The 26,684-nt window shown below is 68.6% G+C and carries 27 protein-coding genes; 14 read left to right on the forward strand and 13 right to left on the reverse strand.

Annotated features, from left to right (window positions below; translation table 11 throughout):
• Nucleotides 1-29 precede the first annotated feature (29 nt).
• The 4 genes from Q5696_RS05880 (at nt 30) to Q5696_RS05895 (ending at nt 5,215) form a co-directional block, all read left to right on the forward strand.
• Nucleotides 30-617, forward strand: coding sequence for a hypothetical protein (locus Q5696_RS05880; protein WP_305094267.1), 588 nt, complete (start codon nt 30-32; stop codon nt 615-617).
• A gap of 37 nt (nt 618-654) precedes the next feature.
• Nucleotides 655-1,797 (forward strand): cystathionine gamma-synthase, encoded by a 1,143-nt coding sequence (locus Q5696_RS05885; RefSeq protein WP_305094268.1) that lies wholly within the window; start codon nt 655-657, stop codon nt 1,795-1,797.
• Between the two features lie 159 nt (nt 1,798-1,956).
• Nucleotides 1,957-3,333, forward strand: coding sequence for a C40 family peptidase (locus tag Q5696_RS05890; RefSeq protein WP_305094269.1), 1,377 nt, complete (start codon nt 1,957-1,959; stop codon nt 3,331-3,333).
• 10 nt (nt 3,334-3,343) lie between these two features.
• Complete coding sequence (locus Q5696_RS05895) at nt 3,344-5,215, forward strand: SEC-C metal-binding domain-containing protein (protein ID WP_305094270.1); 1,872 nt, start codon at nt 3,344-3,346, stop codon at nt 5,213-5,215.
• 311 nt (nt 5,216-5,526) lie between these two features.
• On the opposite strand, the gene greA is transcribed toward Q5696_RS05895, so the two are convergent.
• The gene (gene greA / locus Q5696_RS05900; protein ID WP_305094271.1) at nt 5,527-6,021 is read right to left on the reverse strand and encodes a transcription elongation factor GreA; all 495 of its coding nucleotides are present in this window, start codon (nt 6,019-6,021) and stop codon (nt 5,527-5,529) included.
• A 250-nt stretch (nt 6,022-6,271) separates the two neighbouring features.
• The gene (locus Q5696_RS05905) at nt 6,272-6,697 is read right to left on the reverse strand and encodes a DUF4307 domain-containing protein (protein WP_305094272.1); all 426 of its coding nucleotides are present in this window, start codon (nt 6,695-6,697) and stop codon (nt 6,272-6,274) included.
• A 163-nt stretch (nt 6,698-6,860) separates the two neighbouring features.
• On the opposite strand from Q5696_RS05905, the gene mca reads away from it, so the two are divergent.
• Genes mca through Q5696_RS05920 form a run of 3 tightly spaced genes read left to right on the forward strand, consistent with a single transcriptional unit; the run spans nt 6,861 to nt 10,039 of the window.
• A complete protein-coding gene (mca, locus tag Q5696_RS05910; RefSeq protein WP_305094273.1) occupies nt 6,861-7,739 on the forward strand; it encodes a mycothiol conjugate amidase Mca in 879 nt (292 codons plus the stop codon).
• 5 nt (nt 7,740-7,744) lie between these two features.
• On the forward strand, nt 7,745-7,987 hold the full coding sequence (locus Q5696_RS05915; protein WP_305095151.1) for a hypothetical protein: 243 nt from the start codon (nt 7,745-7,747) through the stop codon (nt 7,985-7,987).
• Nucleotides 7,988-8,029: 42 nt separating this feature from the next.
• Nucleotides 8,030-10,039 carry a thioredoxin domain-containing protein gene (locus Q5696_RS05920; protein ID WP_305094274.1) on the forward strand — a complete coding sequence of 670 codons (2,010 nt, stop codon included), beginning with the start codon at nt 8,030-8,032 and terminating at the stop codon, nt 10,037-10,039.
• A 54-nt stretch (nt 10,040-10,093) separates the two neighbouring features.
• Here the strand turns inward: Q5696_RS05920 and Q5696_RS05925 are convergent, their stop codons facing one another.
• The gene (locus tag Q5696_RS05925; RefSeq protein WP_305094275.1) at nt 10,094-10,240 is read right to left on the reverse strand and encodes a hypothetical protein; all 147 of its coding nucleotides are present in this window, start codon (nt 10,238-10,240) and stop codon (nt 10,094-10,096) included.
• A 403-nt stretch (nt 10,241-10,643) separates the two neighbouring features.
• Here Q5696_RS05925 and Q5696_RS05930 point away from each other — a divergent pair, with 403 nt between their 5' ends.
• A complete protein-coding gene (locus tag Q5696_RS05930) occupies nt 10,644-11,411 on the forward strand; it encodes an isoprenyl transferase (protein WP_305094276.1) in 768 nt (255 codons plus the stop codon).
• 4 nt (nt 11,412-11,415) lie between these two features.
• On the opposite strand, the gene Q5696_RS05935 is transcribed toward Q5696_RS05930, so the two are convergent.
• The gene (locus tag Q5696_RS05935) at nt 11,416-12,573 is read right to left on the reverse strand and encodes a serine hydrolase domain-containing protein (protein ID WP_305094277.1); all 1,158 of its coding nucleotides are present in this window, start codon (nt 12,571-12,573) and stop codon (nt 11,416-11,418) included.
• Nucleotides 12,570-13,979 carry a flavin-containing monooxygenase gene (locus Q5696_RS05940; protein WP_370654870.1) on the reverse strand — a complete coding sequence of 470 codons (1,410 nt, stop codon included), beginning with the start codon at nt 13,977-13,979 and terminating at the stop codon, nt 12,570-12,572. Before Q5696_RS05940 ends, Q5696_RS05935 begins: the two co-directional genes overlap by 4 nt.
• Before the next feature lie 37 nt (nt 13,980-14,016).
• On the opposite strand from Q5696_RS05940, the gene Q5696_RS05945 reads away from it, so the two are divergent.
• On the forward strand, nt 14,017-14,607 hold the full coding sequence (locus Q5696_RS05945) for a TetR/AcrR family transcriptional regulator (RefSeq protein WP_305094279.1): 591 nt from the start codon (nt 14,017-14,019) through the stop codon (nt 14,605-14,607).
• Nucleotides 14,608-14,613: 6 nt separating this feature from the next.
• On the opposite strand, the gene coaA is transcribed toward Q5696_RS05945, so the two are convergent.
• Nucleotides 14,614-15,546 carry a type I pantothenate kinase gene (gene coaA / locus Q5696_RS05950; protein WP_305094280.1) on the reverse strand — a complete coding sequence of 311 codons (933 nt, stop codon included), beginning with the start codon at nt 15,544-15,546 and terminating at the stop codon, nt 14,614-14,616.
• 160 nt (nt 15,547-15,706) lie between these two features.
• Between coaA and Q5696_RS05955 the strand changes: the two genes are divergently transcribed.
• Nucleotides 15,707-16,915 (forward strand): DUF885 domain-containing protein, encoded by a 1,209-nt coding sequence (locus Q5696_RS05955; RefSeq protein WP_305094281.1) that lies wholly within the window; start codon nt 15,707-15,709, stop codon nt 16,913-16,915.
• 42 nt (nt 16,916-16,957) lie between these two features.
• On the forward strand, nt 16,958-18,265 hold the full coding sequence (gene glyA / locus Q5696_RS05960; protein WP_305094282.1) for a serine hydroxymethyltransferase: 1,308 nt from the start codon (nt 16,958-16,960) through the stop codon (nt 18,263-18,265).
• A 76-nt stretch (nt 18,266-18,341) separates the two neighbouring features.
• Here the strand turns inward: glyA and Q5696_RS05965 are convergent, their stop codons facing one another.
• Nucleotides 18,342-18,722 carry a winged helix-turn-helix transcriptional regulator gene (locus tag Q5696_RS05965; protein WP_305094283.1) on the reverse strand — a complete coding sequence of 127 codons (381 nt, stop codon included), beginning with the start codon at nt 18,720-18,722 and terminating at the stop codon, nt 18,342-18,344.
• An 82-nt stretch (nt 18,723-18,804) separates the two neighbouring features.
• On the opposite strand from Q5696_RS05965, the gene Q5696_RS05970 reads away from it, so the two are divergent.
• Nucleotides 18,805-19,215, forward strand: coding sequence for a RidA family protein (locus Q5696_RS05970; RefSeq protein WP_305094284.1), 411 nt, complete (start codon nt 18,805-18,807; stop codon nt 19,213-19,215).
• Between the two features lie 34 nt (nt 19,216-19,249).
• Here Q5696_RS05970 and Q5696_RS05975 read toward each other — a convergent pair whose 3' ends face one another.
• On the reverse strand, nt 19,250-19,690 hold the full coding sequence (locus tag Q5696_RS05975; protein WP_305094285.1) for a nucleoside deaminase: 441 nt from the start codon (nt 19,688-19,690) through the stop codon (nt 19,250-19,252).
• Nucleotides 19,691-19,852: 162 nt separating this feature from the next.
• On the opposite strand from Q5696_RS05975, the gene phoH2 reads away from it, so the two are divergent.
• On the forward strand, nt 19,853-21,163 hold the full coding sequence (gene phoH2 / locus Q5696_RS05980) for an RNA 5'-3' helicase PhoH2 (RefSeq protein ID WP_305094286.1): 1,311 nt from the start codon (nt 19,853-19,855) through the stop codon (nt 21,161-21,163).
• A gap of 218 nt (nt 21,164-21,381) precedes the next feature.
• On the opposite strand, the gene Q5696_RS05985 is transcribed toward phoH2, so the two are convergent.
• A complete protein-coding gene (locus tag Q5696_RS05985) occupies nt 21,382-22,791 on the reverse strand; it encodes a class II fumarate hydratase (protein ID WP_305094287.1) in 1,410 nt (469 codons plus the stop codon).
• A gap of 97 nt (nt 22,792-22,888) precedes the next feature.
• The gene (gene glpX, locus Q5696_RS05990) at nt 22,889-23,929 is read right to left on the reverse strand and encodes a class II fructose-bisphosphatase (RefSeq protein WP_305094288.1); all 1,041 of its coding nucleotides are present in this window, start codon (nt 23,927-23,929) and stop codon (nt 22,889-22,891) included.
• 113 nt (nt 23,930-24,042) lie between these two features.
• Here glpX and Q5696_RS05995 point away from each other — a divergent pair, with 113 nt between their 5' ends.
• Nucleotides 24,043-24,612 (forward strand): DUF4245 domain-containing protein, encoded by a 570-nt coding sequence (locus Q5696_RS05995; protein ID WP_305094289.1) that lies wholly within the window; start codon nt 24,043-24,045, stop codon nt 24,610-24,612.
• Here the strand turns inward: Q5696_RS05995 and Q5696_RS06000 are convergent.
• From Q5696_RS06000 to Q5696_RS06010, 3 genes are read right to left on the reverse strand one after another with little or no spacing between them, the layout of a single operon-like run.
• Nucleotides 24,609-24,827, reverse strand: coding sequence for an exodeoxyribonuclease VII small subunit (locus tag Q5696_RS06000; RefSeq protein WP_305094290.1), 219 nt, complete (start codon nt 24,825-24,827; stop codon nt 24,609-24,611). The genes Q5696_RS05995 and Q5696_RS06000 overlap by 4 nt on opposite strands.
• Entirely contained in the window at nt 24,824-26,062 is a 1,239-nt protein-coding gene (gene xseA, locus Q5696_RS06005; RefSeq protein WP_305094291.1) for an exodeoxyribonuclease VII large subunit, read from the reverse strand. Before xseA ends, Q5696_RS06000 begins: the two co-directional genes overlap by 4 nt.
• Nucleotides 26,059-26,661, reverse strand: a complete 603-nt coding sequence (locus tag Q5696_RS06010; protein ID WP_305094292.1) for a lipid droplet-associated protein — start codon at nt 26,659-26,661, stop codon at nt 26,059-26,061. The genes xseA and Q5696_RS06010 overlap by 4 nt, the downstream gene beginning before the upstream one ends.
• Nucleotides 26,662-26,684 lie beyond the last annotated feature (23 nt).

Genomic DNA, 26,684 nt, shown 5'->3' on the forward strand with positions numbered 1-26,684 from the left:
CTTACCCACGGGTCAGTACACTCTCGCCCATGCAGTGGGGGAGAGGGACCGGGGCTGCCGCATGTCTTGCGGCAGTGGTGATCACGGGATCGGCGTGCGCGAGCACGGTGACGGGGACGCCGCGGGCGCAGGAGCCTGCGGCGTCCTCGTCGGCCGGTGCGCCGTCGCGCATGCCGGACGCCACGGCCGGGACGGTGCCGGTGTCGGCGCCGACGTGCGCGGACATCGAACCGGCCGTCGCGGGTGTGCTGCGGGACTACCGGCTGGACCGGAGTCCGCTGCTGCCGGGGTCGGACGTCATGACGATGTGTTTCTTCGAGAAGAACGGCGGTACCGGGGCCGGGACCGTCTCGGTGTCGCTGACGCAGTCGCATCAGACCACCGACCAGTTGAACCGGACCCGCGACTATCTGAAGGCGACACGACCGGATCAGCTCGTCGACTCGCCGGCCGCGACCCGGCTGGGCGGATACCTCTCCGAACCGCTCGGGGACGGAAACCTGGCGCTGGTACTGCCCGAGATTCAGGTGGCGCTCATCGCGGGCGGTGGGGCGGGGCCGGGGCGCCAACAGGTGGTCGACACCCTGATCGCGATCGGTACCGCGCTCACCCGCTGAACCGACCGGGCGGCGGGCCGGTCGCTAGGCTGTCGCCATGAGTGAGCAGGGATTCTCCACCAAGGCAATCCACGCCGGTTACGAGCCCGATCCGCAGACCGGTGCGGTCAACGTCCCGATCTACGCGAGTTCGACGTTCGCGCAGGACGGCGTCGGCGGTATGCGGGGCGGATTCGAGTACGCGCGCACCGGCAACCCGACGCGACGTCCTCTCGAGGCCAATCTCGCGGCGATCGAGTCGGGCACGTTCGGGCGGGCGTTCGGGTCGGGCATGGCGGCCACCGACTGCGCGTTGCGGTCGATGCTGCGGCCCGGCGACCACCTGGTGATCCCGAACGACGCGTACGGCGGCACGTTCCGGCTCATCGACAAGGTGTTCACGCAGTGGGGCATCGAGTACACGCCGGCCGCGGTCGCCGACGTCGACGCCGTCCGCGCCGCAATTCGCCCGAACACCAAGCTGGTGTGGGTGGAGACGCCGACGAACCCGCTGCTCAACATCGGTGACATTGCCGCCCTGGCGGACGTCGCGCACACCGGTGGGGCAAAGCTGATCGTGGACAACACGTTCGCGTCGCCGTACCTGCAGCAGCCGCTGACCCTCGGCGCGGACATCGTGCTGCACTCGACCACCAAGTACATCGGCGGGCACTCCGACGTCGTCGGCGGCGCCCTGGTCACGAACGACGAGGAACTCGACACGAAGTTCGCGTTCCTGCAGAACGGTGCGGGCGCGGTGCCCGGCCCGTTCGACGCGTTCCTGACGATGCGCGGCATCAAGACGCTGGCGCTGCGCATGGAACGGCACTGCGACAACGCCGAGAAGATCGTCGAACTGCTCGACGGGCATGCTGCGGTCGCGCAGGTGATCTACCCGGGTCTCGAGTCGCATCCGGGTCACGCGGTGGCGGACAAGCAGATGCGCAGGTTCGGCGGCATGGTGTCGGTGCGGTTGAAGGGTGGCCGGCAGGCTGCGCTGGACTTCTGCGCCCGCACCGAGGTCTTCACGCTCGCCGAATCCCTCGGCGGTGTCGAGTCGCTCATCGAGCATCCGGGTGCCATGACGCACGCGTCGACTGCCGGCTCGGCGCTCGAGGTGCCGGAGGACCTGGTGCGCCTGTCGGTGGGCATCGAGGACGCGGCCGACCTGCTCGCGGACGTCGAGCAGGCTCTCGGCTGATCCTGTGTTCCCGCGTTTCGCGCACTTGTCGTCGTCCCAGGTGAACATTTGCCGACGACAAGTGCGCGAAACACTGAGTGTTTCCTGAATACCGCCCGCGCCTGTCGGATTGCCCGTTACCGTGAGTTCTCGGAACAAGATCGACCCCCAGGAGCGTGTATGTCATGGGAGCGTGCAGCCGTCGTCGTGGCTGCCACTGCAGTAGTAGGTGTCGTCTTTCCTTCGGTCGCGTATGCGGCACCCGAGCAGGCTCCCGAGGCTCCGCAGGTACCGTCCGCCGAGCCCACTCCACCGCAGCTGATCGAGCCGGTGAGCAGCCTCGTGGCGCTGTTGCCGCCGGAGATGCGGGACCGGGCGGCCACGGATCTGGTGAAGGCCCTTCCGGTGCTCGAGGCACCGGCCGCGCCGGATGCGGAAGCGGCGCCCGCGGATGCGCCGGCCCCTGCCGAAGCGCAGCCTGCCGAACCGGCACAGACGCCGGTCGTCCCCGCCCCGACCGTGCTGTCGGCGCCGCCGGCCTACGCACCCACGATCGATCTGCCGATCGTCGGCCAGGTCCAGTTGCCGTCGCTGCCGGCGATCCTGCCGGCCGGGGTGCCCGGCGGGCAGGTCGGTTCGGTCGCGGTGTTCGCACCGTGGCTGCGCAAGGCCGGTGACATCTGCGGCGGTGTCACCGCACCCACGCTCGCGGCCCTGTTCTCGGTGGAGAACGACTTCCGGTACGGGCCGACGGCACCGGTGTCGCTGTCCGGTGGCCGCGGCCCGGCCAAGTTCATGCCCAGTGAGTGGGCCAAGTACGGCAAGGACGCCGACGGCGACGGCAACGCCGACATCCTCGGGGTCGCCGATTCGGTGATGGCGGCCGGACACATGCTGTGCGACAACTACGCCCAGATGGAGACGTGGAAGCAGGAGGGGGTCGTGCAGGGCGACACCCTCGATCTCGCACTCGCCGCGTTCAATGCCGGCACCCGGGCGGTCCGCAAGGCCGGTGGGGTGCCGTCCGGTATCGACGACGCGGCCGAGCAGACGGGGCCGTACGTGGAGAAGATCCGGGCGAGCGAGGGACAGTTCGAGCAGATGCTCGTGGCGTTCGAGAACGTCGAGCCCGGTGCTCCGATCCCGTCGGCCGGGATCGACATCCCGATCCCCACGACGGGGATCGGCGGTGCGGCCGTCCAACTGGCGATGCGGTTCCTCGGCCTGCCGTACGTGTGGGGCGGTGGCAACATCAACGGCCCCACCATGGGTGGCTTCGACTGCTCGGGCCTGACGTCGGCGGCGATCTTCGCGGCCACCGGCGGCCAGACGGTGCTGCCGCGCACGTCGGAGACACAGTGGCATGTCGGCACCGAGATCCCCATGGCGGCAGCACAGCCCGGCGATCTGGTGTTCGGCAACTGGCAGGCGGCCGGGCCGGGGCACGTCGGCATCTACATGGGCAACGGGCTGATGGTGCACGCACCGCAGACCGGGGACGTCGTCAAGGTCGGCCCGGTGTTCTCGGACATGAAGGCGCGGCGCATCCTCGCTTAGGATCGGCATCGTGAACGAGACGCTCGAAGCCCGAGACCTGACCGCCGCCGCGATCGCCGAACTGCAGGCGTCCGGTCCGCTGACCGCCGAGGACTGGGCAGAGCGACTCGTCGACGCCGGTTTGGGCAGCGTTCCGGAGATGACCGAGTTCGTCGAGTTGCTGGACCATCCGCTGGTGGCGTTCCTCGCGGACGGCCGGAATGCCGCACTGGACACGCTGCTGGCCGGGCGGGTGTTCACGCATCGGCTCACCGAGGTGGAGGTCTCGTCGGGGCTGCTCTACGCGGAGCCGGATCTGGCGCCGCTGGTCCTGCTGGTGATGGCCGACGACGACGGTCCGGTGGAGGCCCTGTTCTCCGATTACGACGCCGACGATCTCGAGGATCTCGGGCTCGCGGACGAGGACTTCCCCGACGGGTCCGGTCTGTTGTTCGGTAGCGAAGCGCTGGAAGGCTTTTCGGCCGGTGATCTGATCGCGGTGACGGTGGGCGACGGCGGCGTCCTGGAGTTGTCGCGGGCGGACGGCGACCTCGCTGTGGTGGATCTGGCGGCGGCGCTGGATCGCATCGTCGGCGCGGACAACGCCGACAATTTGGAAACCATTGCGTGGCAGTTGCTCTCGGACGATCCGGAACTGTGTGCGACGCCGACGGCGCCGCTCGGTGAGTTGATCGAGGCCGCCGGCTACGACCGCGAGGGTGACTATGTCGCGGCCCGCGGATTCGATTTCGACGCACACCATCTGGGCCGGCACATCGCGATGGTGGCGCGGGAACACGACCTGCACCGTGACGAGACGGACGCGGTGGTGACGTTCGTGCAGTTCGTCGCCGCAGTGGAAGAGGGTGAGCTCGGTCTGGCCGCGGCGCGGGAGCGTGTCGTGGCGATCGCGAATTCACTTTCCGGGCTGGAGGATCCGGCGGCGGCCGCGGCAGCGCTCGATGTGATCAATGCGGTGGAGGGCGACTACACGCCGGCGCTGTACACGGCGGCGCTCGCGGTCGCCGACCGGGGGCCACGTCGGGCGCGGGCGTCCGGGCACTGGCTGGCCGGGATGGCGGCGGACACGCTCGGTGACGTTCTCGAGGCGGAGAAGCAGTTCTCGGAGGCGGCCGCGATGGACGACGCGTGGATGCCGGCGCTGTTCGAGTTGGCGCACATCGCGTCGGATCGTGGTGACGCGCAACGCGGTCTGGAGCTGCTCGGCCGTATCGACGGCGGCAGCAGTGAACGGTTGTACGACGTGCTCACCCGGTTCGCGCCCGCCGAGCATCCGGAGCTGGGCCGCAACGACAAGTGCTGGTGCGGGTCGGGCCGCAAGTACAAGGTGTGCCATCTCGGCAAGTCCGACAGCACCCTCGACGAGCGCGCCGACTGGCTGTACGAGAAGGCTGCGCTGTACGCGCAGTCGACGGTGCTGTTCGATCAGGTCCTCGCGCTCGCGGAACGACTCGCCGGGACCCGGGACGACGAGGCTGCGCTCTCGGATGCCTACGACGCGCCGATCGTCATCGATACCGCACTGTTCGAGGGCGGCCTGTTCCGGTTGTTCGTCGCCCGCCGTGGCGCCCTGCTGCCCGCCGACGAACTCGAGCTCGCCGGACGGTGGCTGCAGGCCCGCCGGTCCCTGCACGAGGTGACCGCCGTCGACGGCACGGCCGCGACCCTGCGGGACCTGCGCAGCGGCGACACCGCCGACGTCGGGCACGACGGCGACTGGGAGATCGGCGACCTGCTGTGTGCACGTGTCGTCCCCACCGGCGACCGGACCCGCATCCTCGGCGGCGCCGAACCCGTAGATCCCGGCCGCCGCGACGAAATCCTCGCGACGCTGTCGGCAGACGACCTCCTCCCCGAAAACGTCATCGACATGCTGGGGTGAGGTGGCGGTGGACGATCGAGTACAGGTGGATCCGGAGGTGCTGCAGGCGGCACGCGCGGCTGTCGCCGAGTACGGGCCGCTCCTGGATCGTCTCGCACGGTGACCGGGTCCTTTCCGCACCGCGGGGCCGTGAAAAATTTTCGAGAAACCGATGGAACCGATCGGGAGCTCGCCGCGTCGAACCAGATGTGAGGCCGAGAAGGACCGGTAGGGGAGGACCGGAACTTCGGAATGCCGCACAGGGGGACGCACGAACCCCGGTCCGAGTGGGGAGGCTCGGGCCGGGGTTCGTGCTCTCGCGGCGTGCGCGATCAGCCGCGGTAGGGCTCCGCGCTGACCAGGGTGACCTTCATGTGGTTGCCGTTGGGCAGAACGTATTCGCGGGTTTCGCCGACCTTCGCCTCGAGGAGTGCGCCACCGAGCGGGGAGTTCGGGGAGTACACCTCGAGCTCGCCGCCCCGGGCGCCTTCCTCGCGGGTGGCGATGAGGAACGTTTCGGTGTCGGTTTCGTCGCCCTCGTAGTAGACCTTCACTACCGAGCCGGGCAGTGCGACACCGGACTGGGTGGGGGCTTCGCCGACCTTGGCGCTGTTGAGGAGGTCCTGCAGCTGGCGGATGCGCGCCTCCTGCTGGCCCTGCTCCTCGCGGGCGGCGTGGTAGCCGCCGTTCTCCTTGAGGTCGCCCTCCTCGCGGCGCTCGTTGATCTCGGCGGCAATGACCGGACGGTTGGCGATGAGCTGGTCGAGCTCAGCCTTGAGCCTGTCGTGAGACTCCTGAGTAAGCCAGGTCACCTGGGTCTCGGTCATTGTCGATCACTCCCTTGTAGTCGAAGTCCGGGTGGACTCCCTCGGCAGATCGCTGCGAACAGCAGCGATCGACGGGCAGGCCGGCTCGAGCCGTGCGACGCGCAACCACCGGGGTTTCGCCTTCACAGGGTGAGCAGACCGTCCTGCCGTCAATGCAGCAATACACGGTTCCGAGGGAACCGTGTATCGGCCAATTTTAGCACGGAGAACGGTCTGCGCCGGGTGGATCGCGGACCGGCAGGTCGGGTTGTCAGCCCGCGCGCAGGTATTCCGGGACCTGGGAGCTGCAGCCGTACAGATCGCCCATCGCGGGAGGTTGGGACGCCTTGACGGGGGCGGTGATCTCCACCGTCTGCGACGGCGACGGCGCGATGTACACCTCGCGGCGGCCCGTCTCGGAGCCGTCCTTCGAACGGGTGCGGACGATGCACACGGCGGCCTGTTCGGGATCTTGGCGGGTGACGGTGAACTGGATGTTCATCGTCCGGTCTCCGACGATGTCGAAGGAGATCTGTTTGCCTTCCACGTCCTTGACCGCGAACTTCGTGTAGCCGATGTAGGCGATTCCGGCGCCGGCAACGACGACGAGACCGGTCAGTATCCAGGCGATCCAGCGCTTCGGCCGCGGGGTCCGGGTCGTGGAGCCGTAGCGGTCGGCGGGTGGTGTGCTGGTCATCAACTTCGCTCTCGAGCGGGGGTACGACAGACTGTCGTATGTGTCAGGTGGAACTATAGGGGACGGGTGACGGCACACTGGTAGTGGTGCGGTCACCCAGTGCAGACGACACTGCAGGTGACACTCCACGACAGTGACACGCGAAGCTGAGGTGAAGACACACGTGAGCGGATTCCGACTCATGGCCGTTCATGCCCATCCCGACGACGAGTCGAGCAAGGGCGCCGGAACGATGGCTCGTTACGCCGCGGAGGGCAACGAGGTGCTCGTCGTGACGCTCACCGGTGGTGAACGCGGCGACATCCTGAACCCTGCGATGGACGTGCCGGGCATCCGGGACCGTATGCAGGACGTCCGCCGTGAGGAGATGGCCGAGGCGGCCCGCATCCTCGGGGTGCAGCAGACGTGGCTGGGGTTCGTGGACTCGGGACTCCCCGAGGGCGATCCGCTGCCGCCGCTGCCGGAGGGCTGCTTCGCGCTCGAACCGCTCGAGGTGCCGACCGAGGCGCTGGTGAAGGTGGTCCGAGAGTTCCGTCCGCACGTGATGATCACGTACGACGAGAACGGCGGCTACCCGCACCCCGACCACATCAAGTGCCACGAGGTGTCGATGGCGGCCTACGAGGCGGCCGGCGACCCGGAGCGGTTCCCCGACGCGGGCGAGCCGTGGGAGGTGCAGAAGGTCTACTACTCGCACGGATTCATCCGTAAGCGCCTCGTCCAGTTCAAGGACGAGTACGAGCGCCGCGGCGAAGTGTTCCCGATGGCCGAATGGCTCTCGAAGTGGAAGACCGAACAGGGCGACCTGATGGCGCGGGTGACGACGCAGATCCAGTGCGGTGACTACTTCCCGCAACGCGACGACGCCCTGCGCGCGCACGCCACTCAGATCGACCCGAACGGTTCGTTCTTCGCGGTGCCGCTCGACATTCAGCAGAAGATCTGGCCGACCGAAGAGTTCGAGCTGGCCAAGACCCGCGTACAGACCGCACTCCCGGAGAACGATCTCTTCGCGGGCATTTCGGAGGACGAGAAGCAGTGATGACGATGTTGGCGTGGGAGCTCCTGGCCCAGGGCACCAGCACCCCGAGCAGCCCGCAGGGCCCCGAATTCGGTAAGGCGTCCCCGTTCGGCCTGGTACTGATCGTGGTGCTGCTGGCCGGCACGATCCTGCTGGTCCGCTCCATGAACCGGCAGCTCAAGAAGCTGCCCGACACGTTCCAGCCGGAACACCCGGAAGCCGATCAGAAGGCCGACGAGGGCACCGACCGCGGGGCGTCGAACAAGTAGGGGCACGCTCCACGGTGTTGCCGGCGGCCCGGGCTGGGGATGATGGACATCGTGAACCGACTCGCCACTTCCAGCAGCCCGTACCTGCGTCAACATGCCGGCAATCCGGTGGATTGGCGCGAGTGGGGGCCCGAGGCGTTCGCCGAGGCTCGTCGGCGCGACGTCCCCGTGCTGTTGAGCATCGGGTACGCGGCCTGTCACTGGTGCCACGTCATGGCACACGAATCGTTCGACGACGACGCCACGGCGGCCGTCATGAACGAGCATTTCGTGTGTATCAAGGTCGACCGTGAGGAACGCCCCGACCTCGACGCCGTCTACATGAATGCGACGGTCGCGATGACCGGTCAGGGCGGCTGGCCCATGACGTGTTTCCTCACCCCGGACGGGTCGCCGTTCTACTGCGGCACCTACTATCCGCCGCAGCCGCGGGGCGGGATGCCGTCGTTCACGCAACTGCTGCACGCGATCACCGACACGTGGCGGACCCGGCGCGGCGACGTCGACGACACGGCCGCGTCGGTGGTGACCGAACTGCGCCGCGCGGCCGGAGCGTTGCCGGCCGGTGGGCCGGCCGTCGACGCGCCGCTGCTGTCCGGGGTCGTTGCGGCCGTCCTGCAGGACGAGGACCGCGCGCACGGCGGATTCGGCGGCGCCCCCAAGTTCCCGCCGTCGATGCTGCTCGAGGGTCTGCTGCGCGCATACGAGCGAACCGGTGCCGAGCCGGCTCTGCGGACCGTCGAACGGGCGGCCGACGCGATGGCCCGTGGCGGCATCCACGACCAGCTCGGCGGCGGATTCGCCCGCTACACCGTCGACGCAGGCTGGGTGGTGCCACACTTCGAGAAGATGCTCTACGACAACGCGCTGCTGCTGCGCTTCTACGGGCACCTCGCGCGGCGCACAGGATCGCAGCTCGCGCACCGGGTGACCGACGGGATCGCGGAGTTCCTGCTGCGGGACCTGCGCACCGGCGCGGGCGCGTTCGCGTCGGCCCTCGACGCCGACACCGACGGGGTGGAAGGACTCACCTACGTGTGGACGCCGCAGCAGTTGCGCGACGTCCTCGGCGACGACGACGCCGTGTGGGCTGCCGAGACGTTCACGGTGACGGCGGACGGCACGTTCGAGCACGGCAGCTCGGTGCTGCAGTTGCTCGCCGACCCGTCCGACCGCGAGCGGTTCGACGCCGTCCGCGCACGCCTGTTCGCGGCCCGGCAGCGGCGTCCGCAGCCGGCGCGGGACGACAAGGCCGTCACCGCGTGGAACGGGCTGGCGATCACCGCGCTCGCGGAGGCCGGCGTCGGACTCGACCGGCCGGAATGGGTGGCCGCGGCCGTCGACTGCGCGCGGGTCCTGTTGTCGACGCACCTCGTCGATGGACGCCTGCGCCGGGCATCCCTGGACGGTGTGGCCGGGGAGCCCGCCGGGATCCTCGAGGACTACGCCGCGTCGGCGACGGGGCTGCTGACCCTGCATCAGGTGACCGGGGACGTCGACTGGCTGGATGCGGCAATCCGATTGCTGGACACCGCGATCGAACACTTCTCCGACCCGGACCGGCCCGGGGGCTGGTTCGACACCGCCGACGACGCCGAAACCCTCGTGACCCGTCCCCGCGACCCGCTCGACGGTGCGACCCCGTCGGGGGCGTCGAGCATCACCGAGGCCCTGCTCACCGCGTCCACGCTGGTGGATGCGGACCGCGCCGCGACGTATGCGGCGGCGGCAGCGGACTCGCTGGCGTGCGCGTCGGTCGTCCTGCAGCGGGCGCCCCGCTCGGCCGGCCACTGGCTTGCGGTGGCCGAGGCGTCGGTGCGCGGCCCCCTGCAGGTCGCCGTCGCGCAGGAGGCTCCGTCGGAGCTGGCCCGGGAAGCCCGCCGGTTCGCCCCGGGAGGTGCAATCGTCGTTGCCGGACAGCCCGATTCGATTCCGCTGCTCGCCGGACGGGCCCAGGTGGACGGCGTTCCGGCAGCCTACGTGTGCCGGGGCAGCGTGTGCGACCGTCCGGTCACGGATGTCGCGGAACTCCGCGAAGGTATCGGCCGGTAGACGCGAACGGTCCGTGCAGCAGTGCCGCACGGACCGTCTTCGAACTGTGTTCGATCAGGAGCCGAAGTTGCCGAGAAGATCCTGCGCCAGGGCGCTCACGCCGACGACCACCTGGGTGATCGAGTTGACGAAGCCCGTGACGACCGTGTCGGCGCTGCCGACCGGGATGGCGATGGCATCGGTGACGGAACCGAAGTCCATGGGGTACCTCCAGGGGTGAGGGCGACCGGAAGTGCCCGGTCCACCGGGGGAAAGGGGGCGGACGGGCTCAGCTGCCGAAGATGTCCTCGACGGAGCCGGTGATCGCGGTGAGGAGCCCCTCGAACGCGGCTAGCGAGCCCAGGTTCGGGAACAGTTCGTCGAGCGAACCGGTGAGCGATCCCATGACAGTCTCCTTGGTGGATGTGGTGACGGCCCGAGCCGTGAAAGCTGGTGTCGGACAAGCTTCGTCGAACAATCGCAGGATCAGGCTCCTGTGACGGAGGAGAACATAGCAACCATTCGGCCGGTCCGCGGCAGATCTGCGAAATCGGTGGAACAGGGGACGTCCGTGGTCCGCGTCTCATAGCCGCGGCGTATTCTTGGTCCCCGTGGTGATGTCCAGGTGAAGGTGCGCGGTCTGCTGTACAGCATCTACGAGCGACGGCTCCTGCGCAGCCTCGACGGTTTACGGCATCCGCGGCACGTGGCGGTGATGTGCGACGGCAACCGGCGCTGGGCCCGGGAGAACGGGTTCACCGACGTCAGCCACGGGCACCGCATGGGTGCCCGCAAGATCGCGGAACTGCTGCACTGGTGCGATGCGGCAGGAATCGAGATGGCCACCATCTACCTGCTCTCCACCGAGAACCTGCGCCGCGAACCCGAGGAACTCGACACGCTGCTCGAGATCATCACCGAGGTCGTCGAGGAGATCTCCGGCCCCGGCAAGAACTGGAGCGTCAAGATCGTCGGCACCCTCGACCTGCTGCCCCCCGAACAGGCCCGCCGGCTGCGGGACGCGGCCGAGAGCACCTGTGGTCGCACCGGCACCCACGTCAACGTCGCCGTCGGTTACGGCGGCCGCCAGGAGATCGCCGACGCCGTGCAGGATCTGCTGCGCGATCTGCTGCGCGAGGGCCTCGACGGTGACGATCTCGTGGAGGCCGTCACCGTCGAAGGCATCGACGGGCACCTGTACACGTCCGGTCAGCCCGACCCCGACCTCGTCATCCGCACGTCGGGGGAGCAGCGGCTGTCCGGGTTCCTGTTGTGGCAGAGCGCGTACTCGGAGATCTGGTTCACCGAGGCGTACTGGCCGGAGTTCCGCCGCGTCGACTTCCTGCGGGCCCTGCGCGACTACGCGGCCCGACACCGCCGCTTCGGGGCCTGAACCGTCACACCGCCTCCTCGGCGGTGCCGTCGAACGCGGCGAACACCGCGTCGAGGTAGGCGCTCGCGTTCGGGGCGCCCACCAGTTGTGCGTCCATCTTGTTCATGACATAGGCGACGGTGACCCCACGATCCAGATCGTTGACGACGACGGAGCCACCGAAACCCGTCCACCAGCAGACGCGACCGTCGGGCACCGACGGCGCCGCCGGGCTGGGGAGGGCATAGCCGAGCCCGAACCGCACGTGCGCCCCCAGGACCCGGTCGCGGCCGTCGGCCTGCACGTCGAAGATGCGGTCGATCGTGTCGGGGGACAGGTAGCGGCGTCCGTCGAGCATGCCGTTGTTCGACACGATCGACTGCAACCGCGCCACCGAGCGGGCGTTGCCCTGACCGTTCGCGGCACCCAGTTCGGCGGCCAGATACCCGGGGTCGGTCGTGACGGACGGGGAGATCCGCGGATTGGTCATCGTGCGCACGAACACGCTGTCCGCGGGCAGTTTCGAGTAGTCGACGCCCGACGGTGGCGGTGGGACCAGTGTGGCCACCCGGTCGTGTACGGATTCCGGTGTGCCGATCCAGAAGTCGGCCCCCGCCGGGCCGGAGAACTCGCGGTCGACGAACGCGCCGAGGCTGTCGCCGGTGATCCGCTGCACCAGTTCGCCGATCAGATGGCCGTGGCTCATCGCCTGGTAGCCGGATCCGTCGCCCGGTGTCCACCACGGCTGCTGCTCGGCCAGCCACGCGGCGGCGGTACGAGTGTCGTACAGGTCGGCCAGGGTCACCGGACGCTCCCACCCGGACACCCCGGACGTGTGACCGAGAACGTGCCGGACCAGAACGGAACCTTTACCGGCCGAACCGAATTCGGGCCAGTAGTCGGCGACCGGTGCGTCCGGGTCGAGCAGGCTGCGGTCGATCAGCGCCAGCGCCGCGAGTGCTGCCACGGTCTTCGTCAGCGAGAACGTGTTGACGACCGTGTCCCGCGTCCACGGGCGTCCGGACGCGGCATCGGCGACCCCACCCCACAGGTCGACGGTGACGTCGCCGTTCTCGATCACACACAGCGACGCGCCCACGTCGCTGCCGTCGGCGAGCCTGCGTTCGAACAGGTTCCGGACACCGGCGAAACGCTCGTCGCAGATGCCGTGGACGGCGGTCACCGGGCCGCCGCCCGGGGCGCGGTGATGCGACGCGGCGCGGGAGACTGCTCGCCGGACCGTTTCTCTCCGGCGTCGATCTCCTTCTTCAGGTCCCGCACGTACCGGGCGAAGTCCACCTGGATCGTGTGCCGCGGCGCGCTGTAGTACTGGCCCAGGTGCAGGCGTTCGTCGGTGGCGATGACGTCGTTCATCTCGGGCACCGTCGGCAGTGTGTAGGCGCCGGTCAGGTGGCGGGCCACGAGCTTGCTCTGCTGCTCCGCGAGGTTCACGATCGTCGGTGACGCCTGCGCGAGCCCCATGTAGTACAGGTTGTCGACACCGGGCTTGATCATCCGTTTGAACAGCGGCAGTTGATGATCCGAGTTCGGTTGCAGGGCCGGGTCCTCGAAGAACGGAAACTTCATCTCGTAGCCGGTGGCGTAGACGATGACGTCCGCCTCGATGCGCTGCCCGTCGGTGCACACGATCGCGTCCCCGTCGAGACGGGCGATCCCCGGCACGCACGTCAGGTCGCCGGACGCCGACTTCGCGAGGAAATCGATGCTCACCGACGGGTGCGCCGACAGTGGTTCGTGATCCGGCTCGGGCAGTCCGTAGTCCTCCATGTTGCCGATCGACTTCTTGATCGCCTTGCGGGACAGGCTCAGCCCGAGCTTCTTCGGCATCCACACCGGACGCATCATCTTGTCGGCCGGCTTGCCGTTGCGGTACTTGCTCAGCACCCACACGCCGCGCCGCGCCGAGACCCACACGTGCTCGGCGATGGACCGGTGCGACAACTCGGACGCGATGTCGAGCGCCGAATTGCCCATGCCGACCACCACGATCTTCTTGCCGCGCATGTCGATCGGCTCGAACGGGCTCAGATACTCGTGACTGTGCAGGATGACGCCGTCGAAGTGCCCGGGGAAATCGGGCAGACGCGGACTCCAGTGATGGCCGTTGGCGACGACCAGCGCGTCGTAGTTCCGGGTCTCGCCGGTGTCGAGGGTGACGAGCCAGCGGCCGTCCGGACCGCGCTCGGCCCTGTCCACGGACGTGCCGAACGTGATCGCGTCCCGCAACCCGAAATGCTCGACGTAGTCCCGGAAGTACCGGTGGATGAGCGTGTGGTGCGGGAAGTGCGGCCAGTCGTCACCGGCCGGGAAATCCTCGAACTGTAGGCGCGTCGTGGACGTGTCGATGTGCAGCGACTCGTAGCAGGACGAATGCCCGTTCGGATTCTTGTAGTACCAGTTTCCGCCGACGTCGTCCGACGACTCGAAGCAGTCGAAACGAATCCCGAAGTCCTTCAACCGTTTCGCGGTGGTGAATCCGGAGCATCCGGCACCGATGATGCAGACCGGGGGGCGTGTGTTCACGAGCGTCTCCCAACCTCGACTGTGACCAGAATCGCAGGCTAGCATTCGCTGACGCAGTGTCCAGTGAGTTGGGAAAACCAGTATGACGACGCAACGTGACCGGCAGAAGCAGCAGACACGCCGCAACCTCCTGGAATCGGCGAAGAAACTGTTCGTCGACCGCGGGTACGCGGCCGTGACGATCGACGACATCGTTGCGGACGTCGGATGCAGCCGGGCCACGTTCTACCTGCACTTCGGCGGCAAGACGGACGTGCTCGAGAAGATCAGTGCCGAGACGATGCGGCAGCGTCCGAAAGTGATCTACGGGCAACTCGACGACGTGCTCGCGGCCGGGTCGAAGACCGAGTTCGCCGACTGGGTGCGCCGGGCCCTCGCCTGGTTCGAGGAGAACCAGGCGATCCTGCCGGCCTGGGACGAGGCCGTCGCACTCGAACCGGAGTTCAAACAGGTGGCGCGACGTGCGATCGACGACCTGGCCGCCGCGATGCCCCGCTACCTCGACCGCTGGGGCGAGGATCGGCGCGACGAGGCCCGGCTGCGGATCGAACTGCTGGTCAGCCAGCTCGAACGGTTCTTCACCCGGTGGGCGGTGCAGGGCACCATCGACCTGCCCGCCGACACGGTGGCCCAGGTGCTGACCGACATCTGGTTCCCGGCACTCACCCCGTGACGGACGTCAGAGCTTGCGCAGTCGCAGCCGGTTGATGGTGTGGTCGGCATCCTTGCGCAGCACCAGCGTCGCCCGCGGCCGGGTCGGCAGAATGTTCTCCACCAGGTTCGGCCGGTTGATGGAGTTCCAGATGTCCTCCGCCGCGAGCGTCGCATGCTCGTCGGACAGGGCCGCATAGTGGTGGAAGTGCGCGTTCGGATCTGCGAACGACGTCTTCCGCAGCGCCAGAAAACGTTTGATGTACCAGCGTTCGATGTCCTCGATGCGGGCGTCGACGTAGATCGAGAAATCGAACAGGTCCGACACCATCAGCCGCGGCCCGGTCTGCAGCACGTTGAGACCCTCGATGATGAGGATGTCGGGCTGCCGGATCAGATGGTGCTGGCCCGGGACCACGTCGTACGAGACGTGCGAATACACGGGGGCAGTAACCTCTTCGGCGCCCGACTTGACCTCGGTGACGAACCGCAGCAGCTTGCGCCGGTCGTAGCTCTCCGGGAAACCCTTGCGGTGCATGATGCCGCGACGGGTCAGCTCCGCGGTGGGGTACAGGAACCCGTCGGTGGTGACGAGATCGACGCGCGGATGGTGCTCCCACCGGGCCAGCAGCGCCTGCAGGACACGGGCCGTCGTCGACTTGCCGACCGCGACACTGCCGGCCACACCGATCACGAACGGCACCTGCCGATCCGGATGCTTGTCCCCGAGGAACGTCGCAGTCGCCGCGAACAGACGCTGACGGGCCGCGACCTGCAGATGGATCAGACGGGCCAGCGGCAGATACACCTCGGCGACCTCGTCGAGGTCGATCTGCTCACCGAGACCGCGCAACCCGACGAGTTCCTGTTCGGTGAGCACCAACGGCGTCGACTTGCGCAGCTTGCGCCACTGCTTGCGGTCGAACTCGACGTACGGGCTGGACTCGCTCACCCGCGCCATGACAGCACCTCTCGGGGACGGGACGTCACGGACGATCGGTGCATGCGCGTGCGGGGAAGTGGCAGGTGCATGGAGCAAATTGTGCTGGTTCCCACCGCTGCGCGCTGCGCCGGGTCCGCCTCCGGGCCGAAAGCACAGGTGAACGACTAGGGTCGCCGACATGGAACCGGACTCGCTGGTACGTGACTATCTGCTGCTGGGCCTGCGCTTCGACCGTCTCGAAGAGGGTTTCGTCGACGCCTACACCGGCGACCCCGCGCTGCGCCGGCAGGTGGAGAACGAACCGCGCCCCGACCCGGCCCGTCTCGCCGTCGACGCCCGGGCACTGCGCGCCGACCTGCCGTCGGCGGGACTGTCCGGTGAACGGACCCGGTTCCTCGACGCCCACCTGACCGCCCTCGAATGTTCGGCCCGGAAATTCGCGGGCGAACAGATCGGATTCGTCGACGAGGTGGCGGCCTACTTCGATGTCCGCATCGAACCCGGAGACGAGGACGTCTACCGCGACGCCCACCGCCGCATGGACGCCGTCCTTCCCGGGCCCGGCACCCTCGCCGAGCGCATGGCCGCACACCGGAAAGCGGACCGTATCCCGCCGGAGAAACTGCGGGACTGCGTCGACGCTTTCAACAGCGCGCTGCGCGACCGCGTCCGCGCCGAATACGCGCTCCCCGACCACGAACGCGTCGACTACGAGGTGGTCGGTGACAAACCGTGGTCCGGATTCAACTACTACCTCGGCGGCTACCGCTCCACCGTCGCCATCAACTCCGACCTCGACCAGCACATGGCGAACCTGCCGCGGCTCATCGCCCACGAGTCGTACCCCGGCCACCACACCGAACACTGCCGCAAGGAGGCCGGCCTCGTCGGCGCCGGACAACTCGAACAGACCCTGTTCGTCGTCAACACCCCGCAGTGCCTCATGGCCGAAGGCCTCGCCGACCTCGCCCTCGAGTCGATCGTCGGCGCCCCCGGATGGGGTGCGTGGGCGCAGGACATCTACGCCGACCTCGGCCTCCGCTTCGACGGCGAACGCGCCGAGGAACTGTCCGCGGCGTCCGCCGGGCTGCTGTCGGTCCGGCAGGACGCAGCCCTGCTGCTGCACGACAGAGGGCGCAGCGCCGACGACGTCACGGCGTTCCTGCAACGGTGGACACTGTCCGGACCCGATCGGGCGAAGCAGAGCCTGCGATTCCTGTCGTCGCCGCTGTGGCGCGCCTACATCAGCACGTACGTCGAGGGCTACCGGCTGCTCGGGTCCTGGTTGGCGCAGGCACCCGTCGGCCCGCAGCGCTCCGAACGGTTCCGTCGCCTCCTCGACGAACCGCTCACCCCAGGCGTGCTGCGCGACGACCTCGTTCCCTAGACTGGGTCGGATACTTCCGCAATCCAGCCTGGAGATTTCGCGATGACTGCTGCCCCCGCCGACGTGAACACCGCGTCGCTCGCTGAACTGGACCCCGAGGTCGCCACCGCGATGGCGGGCGAGCTGTCCCGTCAGCGCGACACCCTGGAGATGATCGCGTCGGAGAACTTCGTTCCCCGCGCCGTCCTCGAGGCCCAGGGCAGCGTCCTGACCAACAAGTACGCCGAGGGCTACCCGGGACGCCGCTACTACGGCGGCTGCGAGTACGTCGACGTCGTCGAGGACCTCGCCCGCAACCGCGCCAAGGAGGTCTTCGGCGCCGAGTTCGCGAACGTCCAGCCGCACGCCGGTGCGCAGGCCAACGCAGCCGTCCTGATGACGCTCATGAACCCGGGCGAGAAGCTCCTCGGCATGGATCTGGCGCACGGCGGCCACCTCACGCACGGCATGAAGCTCAACTTCTCCGGCAAGCTGTACCAGGTCGCGTCCTACGGTGTCCGTGAGGACACCCACGTCGTCGACATGGACCAGGTCCGCGAGATCGCGCTGCGCGAGCGCCCGCAGGTCCTCATCGGTGGCTGGTCGGCGTACCCGCGTCACCTCGACTTCGCGGCGTTCCGTTCGATCGCCGACGAGGTCGGCGCCAAGCTGTGGGTCGACATGGCGCACTTCGCCGGTCTCGTCGCCGCGGGCCTGCACCCGTCGCCCGTGCCGCACGCCGACGTCGTCTCCACCACCGTCCACAAGACCCTCGGTGGCCCCCGCTCCGGCATGATCCTGGCGAAGAAGGAGTGGGCCAAGAAGCTCAACTCCTCGGTCTTCCCCGGCCAGCAGGGCGGCCCGCTCATGCATGCGATCGCCGCGAAGGCCGTCGCCATGAAGATCGCCGGCACCGACGAGTTCAAGGCCCGCCAGGAGCGCACCCTGGCCGGTTCGAAGATCCTCGCCGAGCGTCTCGGTGGCGCCGACGTCGCCGGCAACGGCATCTCCGTCCTCACCGGTGGCACCGACGTGCACCTCGTGCTCGTCGACCTGCGGCACTCGCAGCTCGACGGCCAGCAGGGTGAGGATCTGCTCCACGAGATCGGTATCACCGTCAACCGCAACGCTGTGCCGTTCGACCCGCGCCCGCCGATGAACCCGTCCGGCCTGCGCATCGGCACCCCGGCGCTGGCCACCCGCGGCTTCGGCGACGCCGAGTTCACCGAGGTCGCCGACATCATCGCGACCGCCCTCGCCGCCGGCACCGCCGCCGATGTTCCGGCGCTGCGGGCCCGCGTCTCCAAGCTGGCGCAGAACTTCCCGCTGTACGACGGCCTCGAGACCTGGGGACTGTTGCCCCAGGCCTGACCCGCCGAGCCACGACGGCCCGTACCCCGATCGGGGTACGGGCCGTCGTCGTGTGTCCTGCAGTCAAACCATCGGGTCAGCTGTCGGGTCGTGTATCGAAGCGGATTCGGGCGTCCTCGATCGCCGGCAGGTGCGCATCGGCCCAGGCGAGCACTACGTCGACCGGATGTCGCAGGGTCTTGCCGAGCGGGGTGATGCGGTACTGGACGGCGACGGGTCGGGTGTGGAGTACGTCGCGGGTGATGATGCCGTTGCGTTCGAGGCGGCGCAGTGTCGCGGTCAACGATTTCTGAGTGACCGCGGGGATCGCGCGTCGCAGGTCGTTGAAGCGGCTCGGGCCGTTGCACAACTCGTTGAGGACCGCCAGTGACCACTTGTCGAGAACCTGATCGAGGAGTTCACGATGCGGTGGGGTGACGGCCAGCTCGCCGTCGTCGTCGTCGGTGGTATCGCGCACGCTACCTAGTCTCGTTGAAGTGCCCTCCGGTATCCAAGTATCACTTGGATACCTGATCGGTTCGATGTGCGAGGAGCACCCCATGAGCGTTCGATACCTCACCCCTGTCGGCATGACCCAGCCCACCCCGTATCACCACGTCGCGATCGGCACCGGCAGTCGGCACGTGCACGTCGCCGGACAGATCGCCCGGCTCGCCGACGGCACCCCTGTGGCCCCGGAGGATCTGGCCGGGCAGGTCGCCCAGGCCTTGAGGAACACCGCCGTCGGACTCGCCGCCGCGGGGGCGAGCTTCGGTGACGTCGTGCGACTGACGTTCTACGTCACCGGCTGGCAGCCCGAGAAGATCACCGAGTTCATGGCAGGCGTCGAACAGGTCGCCGCCGAGATCGGGCTGCCGTTGCCGATGCCGCCGGCCTCACTCATCGGGGTGGACTACCTGTTCGAACCCGATGTGCTCGTCGAACTCGAAGCGACCGCAGTCCTCGACTGACCCCGGTGGGTAGGCCTGCCCGGCACCGGTCGGCCTACCGCCCACCGATGTCCTCCGACCACAACTCGGGCCGCACCGAGGTCATCGTGCGCATCAGGTCGAGCGCCCGCGGATCGGACAGCACGGTCACCTCGACACCGCGGTGTCGCAGCAACTCCAGCTCACCGGGAAACGTCTCGTCCTCGCCGACGACGACACGCGGCACCCGGAACAACAGGATCGCCCCCGCACACATCGGACACGGCGCCAACGTCGTGAACAACGTCATGTCGGCGTGATCGGTGCGGCGGCCGGCGTTCCGGAAACAACTCATCTCGCCGTGCAGAATCGGATCCCCGTCCTGTACCCGCAGATTACGGCCACGGGCGACCAACTCGTCGCCGCGGAACAGTGCCGCCCCGATCGGAATACCGCCCTCCCGGAACCCGGCCTCGGCTTCCGCGAGTGCCACCTCGTATCGACTGTCGTGCGACATCGGCCGCTCCCTCCGACGTAGGTACCGCCAGTACACCCCACCGCAGCGCCGAACGGGATTCACTGTGCGTTCACCGTGTCGAAGGTGGGATCTGTCGTACCCCCGTCGTAGCGTCGGGGCAGGGACGCTACACCGCCGTTTCTCAGCCACGAGGAGCCTCACGTGACCGACATCAGCTCCGTCCGCACCTACGTTCTCGACACCTCGGTTCTGCTCTCGGATCCGTGGGCCGTCACCCGGTTCGCCGAACACGAGGTGGTGCTGCCACTCGTCGTGATCGGCGAACTCGAGGACAAACGCCACCACCACGAACTGGGTTGGTTCGCCCGGGAAGCGCTGCGGATGTTCGACGATCTCCGGCTCGAACACGGCCGCCTCGACCGGCCCGTCCCGATCGGCGACGCCGGCGGCACCCTCCAGGTGGAACTCAATCACACCGACCCGGCCGTGCTTCCCGTCGGATTCCGCACGGACAGCAACGATTCCAGAATCCTGGCGTGTGCCCTCAATCTCGCTGCCGACGGCAAGGACGTCGTCCTCGTCAGCAAGGACATCCCGTTGCGTGTCAAGGCGGGGGCGGTCGGTCTGCCCGCCGACGAGTTCCGTGCCCACGACGTGATCCCGTCCGGATGGTCCGGGATGGCCGAACTCGACGTCGCTCCCGGCGTCGTCGACCACCTGTTCGCCGACGGCCTCGTCGACCTCGACGAGGCCCGGGAGTTGCCGTGCCACACCGGTCTCCGACTGCTCGGCGGCACGTCCAGCGCACTCGGCCGGGTCACCCCCGACAAACGGGTCCAGGTGGTGCGCGGCGACCGGGAGGCGTTCGGCCTGCACGGACGGTCCGCCGAACAGCGGGTGGCCCTCGAACTGCTCCTCGACGAAAGCATCGGCATCGTGTCGCTCGGCGGCAAAGCCGGCACCGGCAAATCGGCGCTGGCCCTCACCGCGGGCCTCGAGGCGGTCCTGGAACGCCGCAGCCACCGCAAAGTCGTCGTCTTCCGTCCGCTGTACGCCGTCGGCGGCCAGGAACTCGGCTACCTGCCGGGCAGCGAGAGCGAGAAGATGGAGCCGTGGGCGCAGGCCGTCTTCGACACCCTCGACGGACTCGCGAGCCCCGAGGTCATCGAGGAGGTACTACGCCGCGGCATGCTCGAAGTCCTGCCGCTCACTCACATTCGCGGACGATCCCTCCACGACTCGTTCGTGATCGTCGACGAGGCCCAATCCCTCGAACGCGGTGTCCTGCTCACCGTCCTGTCCCGGCTCGGAACCGGATCCCGTGTCGTCCTCACCCACGACGTCGCCCAGCGCGACAACCTGCGGGTCGGACGACACGACGGCGTCGCCGCGGTGATCGAGAAGCTCAAGGGGCATCCGCTGTTCGCGCACATCACCCTGACCCGCAGCGAACGCTCGCCGATCGCGGCACTGGTGACGGAGATGCTCGAAGAGTTCGGCCCGAACATGTGACCGAGGGGTCGTCGGGCGGTGGGCTCAACCGGCGTGACCGAATCCACCGCCCGACGACGGGGCGCTCGCCCCCGTCGGGGTGCGGGCGAGCGCCACGCTGCTTCGACAGAGGATGAAGCAGTAGAACCGACGCTAACTCCGCAGCGCCCGATACACAATCCGAATCAGTGCGAAATACGGCATTTCACACGCGGATTCACCCTCCATGGCCGAGAATGTCACTCGTCCCGGTCGACCTGCGTCATCGCGAGCACATCGAGACGCCGGTCCAGCTCCGCCTCGGTCAGCCCGTCACCGACCAGTCCGCGGTCGATCACCGTCTGCCGGATCGTCTTCTTCTCCCGCAACGCCTGCTTCGCGACCGCCGCGGCCTCCTCGTAGCCGATCGCCGAGTTGAGCGGGGTGACGATCGACGGCGACGACTCGGCGAGCGTCCTCAGACGCTCCTCGTCCGCCTCGAGACCGGCGATGCACCGATCTGCGAACAGGCGGGACACGTTGGCCAGCAACCGGATCGACTCGAGCACGTTACGGGCCATCACCGGGATGTACACGTTCAACTCGAACGCGCCCGCAGCCCCGCCCCACGCGACCGTCGCATCGTTGCCCACCACCTGCGCGGCCACCTGCGTCACCGCCTCCGGCAGAACCGGATTGACCTTGCCCGGCATGATCGAACTGCCCGGCTGCAGATCCGGCAACCGGATCTCCCCGAGCCCGGTCAGCGGACCCGACCCCATCCAGCGGACGTCGTTCGCGATCTTCGTGAGCGACACCGCCACCGTGCGCAGCGCCCCCGACAACTCGACCAGCCCGTCCCGCGCGGCCTGCGCCTCGAAGCTGTTGCGGGCGGGACGCAGGGCATCGAGGTCGGTGGTGCGCACCAGCTCCGCCACCACCCGCGGGCCGAACCCGTCCGGGGCGTTCAGCCCGGTACCCACCGCGGTACCACCGATCGGAAGTTCACCGAGCCGGGGGAGTGTCGCCAGCACCCGCTCCATACCCGCCTCGACCTGGTGTGCATACCCGCCGAACTCCTGACCGAGCGTCACCGGGACGGCATCCATCAGATGCGTGCGCCCCGACTTCACCACCGTCCGCCACTGGGTCGCCTTGTCGAGCAGGGCGAGTCGCAGGTGGTCGAGTGCCGGCACCAGATCCTTGACGGTGGCCTCGGTCGCGGCGACGTGCACCGCGGTCGGGAACGTGTCGTTCGACGACTGCGACATGTTCACGTCGTCGTTGGGGTGCACCGTGACCCCGGCCCGCGCCGCGAGACTCGCGATCACCTCGTTGACGTTCATGTTCGAACTCGTCCCGGACCCGGTCTGGAACACGTCGATCGGGAACTGGTCGTCGTGGCGGCCGTCGGCGATCTCGTTCGCGGCGGCGACGATCGCGTCGGCCTTGTCCGGATCGAGCAGTCCGAGGTCCTTGTTGACCTGTGCGCAAGCGGCTTTCAGCAGCCCCATGGCGCGAATCTGGGCGCGCTCGAGGCCGCGGCCGGAAATCGGGAAATTCTCGACGGCACGTTGCGTCTGCGCCCGCCACAGGGCATCGACCGGAACCCTGACCTCACCCATCGTGTCGTGCTCGATACGGAACCGGGGATCGTTGCTGTCAGTCATGGCCCTCAGCTTGCCACCGCGAAACAGCTGAAGGGTCCCTTCACACGCTCGGAGCGCACGAAGGGACCCTTCAGCTGAACGGACTAGAAGCCCACGATCACGGCAGCGGCGGCTGCGCGCCCTCGACCCCGTCGAAGTTGATCGACGAGAACTCGTGCAGCTTCTCGAGGCGGTGGTAGGCCTCGATCATGCGGACCGTGCCGGACTTGCTGCGCATGACGATCGACTGCGTCGTCGCGCCGCCGCCGTAGTAGCGCACACCCTTGAGCAGGTCGCCGTCGGTGACACCGGTCGCGCAGAAGAAGATGTTCTCGCCGGTGACGAGTTCCTCGGTACGCAGGACGCGGTCCAGGTCGTGGCCGGCGTCGATCGCCTTCTGGCGCTCGGCGTCGTCCGTGGGGGCGAGCTTGCCCTGCAGGGCGCCGCCCATGCAGCGCAGCGCGGCGGCGGCGATGATGCCCTCGGGGGTGCCGCCGATGCCGAGGAGCATGTCGACGCCGGACTCGGGGCGGGCCGTCGCGATCGCGCCGGCCACGTCGCCGTCGGAGATCAGGCGGATGCGGGCGCCGGTCTCGCGGATCTCACGGATGATCTCGGCGTGACGCGGACGGTCCAGGATGGTCACGGTCGTGTCGGAGACGGCGCGGTTCTTCGCCTTCGCGACGCGACGGATGTTCTCGGCGACACCGGCGGACAGGTCGATGACGTCGGCGGCCTCGGGGCCGACCGCGATCTTGTCCATGTAGAACACTGCGGACGGGTCGAACATGGCGCCGCGCTCGGCGACCGCGAGCACCGCGATCGAGCCCGGTGCGCCCTTGCTCATCAGCGTCGTGCCGTCGATCGGGTCGACCGCCACGTCGCACAGCGGGCCGTCGCCGTTGCCGACTTCCTCGCCGTTGTAGAGCATCGGGGCTTCGTCCTTCTCGCCCTCGCCGATGACGACGACGCCCTGCATGGAGACGGAGCTCACCATGTGACGCATCGCATCGACGGCGGCGCCGTCGCCGCCTTCCTTGTCGCCTCGTCCGACCCAACGGCCGGCGGCCATGGCCGCAGCTTCGGTGACGCGTACCAGCTCGAGAGCGAGGTTGCGGTCGGGGGCCTCGCGGCGACTCGATGGGGTGCTGGCCGTCATGGGCGGTGCCTCCTGCTTGTCGGTAGACGAATCTCGCTGATGATTCTTTCAGAACGCCCACGAAGAGTGGCCTGCTGGGCCACAATCTCGACGGAACAGGAATACTGGACCTCGTGCCCGACAAGAAGCCCCGTATTCTGCAGAACGGCCAGGACATGGCCTGGTCGTTGATCCCGCTGGTGGTCGCCTGCCTGTTGATCGCGGCGGTTGCCCAGTCCTGTTCGTTCAGCCCGGGTGGGCCCAAGACGGGACCCGTCCCCAGTTTCGACGCCGGCGCGGCGTTCAAGTACGACTCCCGCGAGCTCGGATTCCCGATCCGCCAGCCGGAGATCCCGGAGGGCTGGACGCCCAACTCGGGCAGCCGCAGCATCGTCTCCGGGGACGGCGGCGGCGACTCGAGCAACATCGGATTCATCACCGACGGCGGCCGCTACCTCCAGCTCACGCAGAGCAATGCCACCGAGGAGACGCTGGTGCCGTTCATCGCCGGTGAACCTCGCTACGCGACCGGTACCGAACAGATCGGCGACCACACGTGGGACGTGTTCGGTGGCGACGGGGTCGAGGCGATCTGGGTCAGCGATTTCGGTGACACCCGCATCCTGCTCACCGGCCCGGCACCGGCAGAGGCGTTCACGACCCTCGCGACCGCGGTCGGCGCGGTGGAGCCGCTGCAGCGCTAGTCCGTGTCGTCGGACGCGTCGGACAGGGCCTGTTCGACGCGTCGACGCGCCCCCGCCAGGTGCTCCTCGCAGCGCTTCGCAAGCGCCTCGCCGCGCTCCCACAGGGCGAGGGACGCGTCGAGGTCGAGACCGCCCTGTTCGAGGGCCTTCACGACGTCGACCAGTTCGTCCCGCGCCGCCTCGTAGCCGAGGTCGGCGACATCCGAATTGCTCATTTCTCTCTTCCCATCACGGCGGCGCGCACGGCGCCGTCGGCCAGTCGGACCCGGATCTGGGTGCCGGGCGGTGCGTCGTCGACGGACCGCAGCACCTCCGGCTCGGCGTCCTTCGAATCCCCGAGCACCTTCTGCACGACGGCGTACCCGCGTGCCAGGGTCGCGGCCGGACCGAGTGTCGTCAACCGGGCCCGCAGATGTTCGACGGTGGTCGACTCGGCCCCGATCGCGCGCTGTACGTCGCGGCGGGCGGCGTCGCGCAGCCGCTCCACCTCGTCGGCGCGGCGGTCGATCGATTGCAGCGGGTCGGCGAGTACCGGCCGGCTGCGCAGCTGCTCGACACGGTGATGTTCCCGTTCGACCCAGTTCCGCAGTGCTGCCGCGCTGCGCTCCCGCAACTCCGACACGAGGGCCTGCTCGGCGACGGCGTCGGGCACCACCCGCTTGGCGGCATCGGTGGGTGTCGCGGCCCGCACATCGGCGACGTGGTCGCTGAGCGGGCTGTCCGGCTCGTGGCCGATCGCGCTCACGACCGGGGTGGTGCACGCGACGATCGCGCGGCACAGGGTTTCGTCGGAGAACGGCAGCAGGTCCTCGACGCTGCCGCCGCCGCGGGCCAGGACGATCACGTCGACGGCCGGGTCGGCGTCGAGTTCCTCGAGTGCCGCGACGATCTGCGGCACCGCCGTCGGCCCCTGCACGGTGGCGTGCCGCACCTCGAACCGCACTGCGGGCCACCGTCGTTGCGCGACGCTGATCACGTCCCGCTCGGCGGCACTCGCCCGTGCCGTGATCAGCCCGACCGTGCCGGGCAGGAACGGCAGCGGTCGCTTGAGGCGCGGATCGAACAGGCCCTCGGCCGTCAGCAGCGCCCGCAGTCGTTCGATACGGGCCAGCAGTTCACCGACACCGACCGCGCGGATCTCCGTCACCCGCAGCGACACGCTGCCGCGTCCGGTGTAGAACGACAGCTTCCCGAACACGACCACGCGGCTGCCCTCGGTGAGGGGGACGGGCGCGTCGCGCAGCAGTTGCGGCGAGCACGTCACCGACAGCGACATGTCCACCGACGGGTCCCGCAGCACCAGAAACGCGGTCCGGGTACCGGGGCGGGCGTTGATCTGCGTGAGCTGCCCCTCGACCCACACACTGCCGAGCCGGTCGATCCACTGCGACACCTTCGTCGACACCGTCCGCACCGGCCACGGCTGCTCCGCGGAACTGGGGGACGTCACTTGGCTTTCGCCGCGGTGATGCGGTTGGCCAGCATGGTCTGGAACGGTGCCCGTGCGGTGGTGCGCTCCTCGTACTCGAGCAGTGCGGTCAGGTCCTCGACCGACAGGGCCCGCAGCCGCGACCGCAACTGCGCGAGCGTGAGCGCGGCATAGTCGAGTTCCTCGGCGACGGCCGGGACCGGAACGTTCCCGCCGGTGGGCGTCTCGGTGCCGGACGGGGATTCGGTCCGGGCATCGGACGGTGACGTCGAGTACAACGCGAACCGGCCCGGCGTGGCCGGACGGGCGTCGGTGTCCGCAGCGTCCGTGGCGGAGGAGGTTTCGGGGGCCGGCTCGACATCCACCTCACCGTCGGCACGGTCGTCGTCGAACACCGCCCACGACGGCTTCTCCTCGGCCCGGTCGAACAGGCAGAACGCCTGATCACCCTTGATGGCGAGCGCCGTCATCGACTGCTGCACCCGCATCGTCGTCTGCAGCACCTGGCTGATCGCCGTCATCGGGAACGTCACCGCGGTGGACGGAAGCTTGAGCGCCTCTTCATAAGCAGTGATGGCCATGCCGGCCGCGACACGTGCCATGAACGGGGGACGGATCATGCTCAGCAGGGTACGCGACGAGA

The sequence above is a fragment of the Prescottella sp. R16 genome (genome assembly GCF_030656875.1).
Classification (GTDB): Bacteria; Actinomycetota; Actinomycetes; order Mycobacteriales; family Mycobacteriaceae; genus Prescottella.

Coding starts and splice junctions, on each gene's coding strand:
- Q5696_RS06010 (WP_305094292.1), bottom strand. CDS start 26,661: ATGATCCGTCCCCCGTTCATGGCACGTGTCGCGGCCGGCATGGCCATC.
- Q5696_RS05880 (WP_305094267.1), top strand. CDS start 30: ATGCAGTGGGGGAGAGGGACCGGGGCTGCCGCATGTCTTGCGGCAGTG.
- Q5696_RS05970 (WP_305094284.1), top strand. CDS start 18,805: ATGAGCGTTCGATACCTCACCCCTGTCGGCATGACCCAGCCCACCCCG.
- Q5696_RS05925 (WP_305094275.1), bottom strand. CDS start 10,240: ATGGACTTCGGTTCCGTCACCGATGCCATCGCCATCCCGGTCGGCAGC.
- glyA (WP_305094282.1), top strand. CDS start 16,958: ATGACTGCTGCCCCCGCCGACGTGAACACCGCGTCGCTCGCTGAACTG.
- glpX (WP_305094288.1), bottom strand. CDS start 23,929: ATGACGGCCAGCACCCCATCGAGTCGCCGCGAGGCCCCCGACCGCAAC.
- Q5696_RS05885 (WP_305094268.1), top strand. CDS start 655: ATGAGTGAGCAGGGATTCTCCACCAAGGCAATCCACGCCGGTTACGAG.
- Q5696_RS05975 (WP_305094285.1), bottom strand. CDS start 19,690: ATGTCGCACGACAGTCGATACGAGGTGGCACTCGCGGAAGCCGAGGCC.
- Q5696_RS05940 (WP_370654870.1), bottom strand. CDS start 13,979: ATGCTAGCCTGCGATTCTGGTCACAGTCGAGGTTGGGAGACGCTCGTG.
- greA (WP_305094271.1), bottom strand. CDS start 6,021: ATGACCGAGACCCAGGTGACCTGGCTTACTCAGGAGTCTCACGACAGG.
- Q5696_RS05920 (WP_305094274.1), top strand. CDS start 8,030: ATGGACATCGTGAACCGACTCGCCACTTCCAGCAGCCCGTACCTGCGT.
- coaA (WP_305094280.1), bottom strand. CDS start 15,546: ATGGCGCGGGTGAGCGAGTCCAGCCCGTACGTCGAGTTCGACCGCAAG.
- Q5696_RS05915 (WP_305095151.1), top strand. CDS start 7,745: ATGTTGGCGTGGGAGCTCCTGGCCCAGGGCACCAGCACCCCGAGCAGC.
- Q5696_RS06000 (WP_305094290.1), bottom strand. CDS start 24,827: ATGAGCAATTCGGATGTCGCCGACCTCGGCTACGAGGCGGCGCGGGAC.
- Q5696_RS05955 (WP_305094281.1), top strand. CDS start 15,707: ATGGAACCGGACTCGCTGGTACGTGACTATCTGCTGCTGGGCCTGCGC.
- Q5696_RS05985 (WP_305094287.1), bottom strand. CDS start 22,791: ATGACTGACAGCAACGATCCCCGGTTCCGTATCGAGCACGACACGATG.
- Q5696_RS05945 (WP_305094279.1), top strand. CDS start 14,017: ATGACGACGCAACGTGACCGGCAGAAGCAGCAGACACGCCGCAACCTC.
- Q5696_RS05905 (WP_305094272.1), bottom strand. CDS start 6,697: ATGACCAGCACACCACCCGCCGACCGCTACGGCTCCACGACCCGGACC.
- Q5696_RS05890 (WP_305094269.1), top strand. CDS start 1,957: ATGTCATGGGAGCGTGCAGCCGTCGTCGTGGCTGCCACTGCAGTAGTA.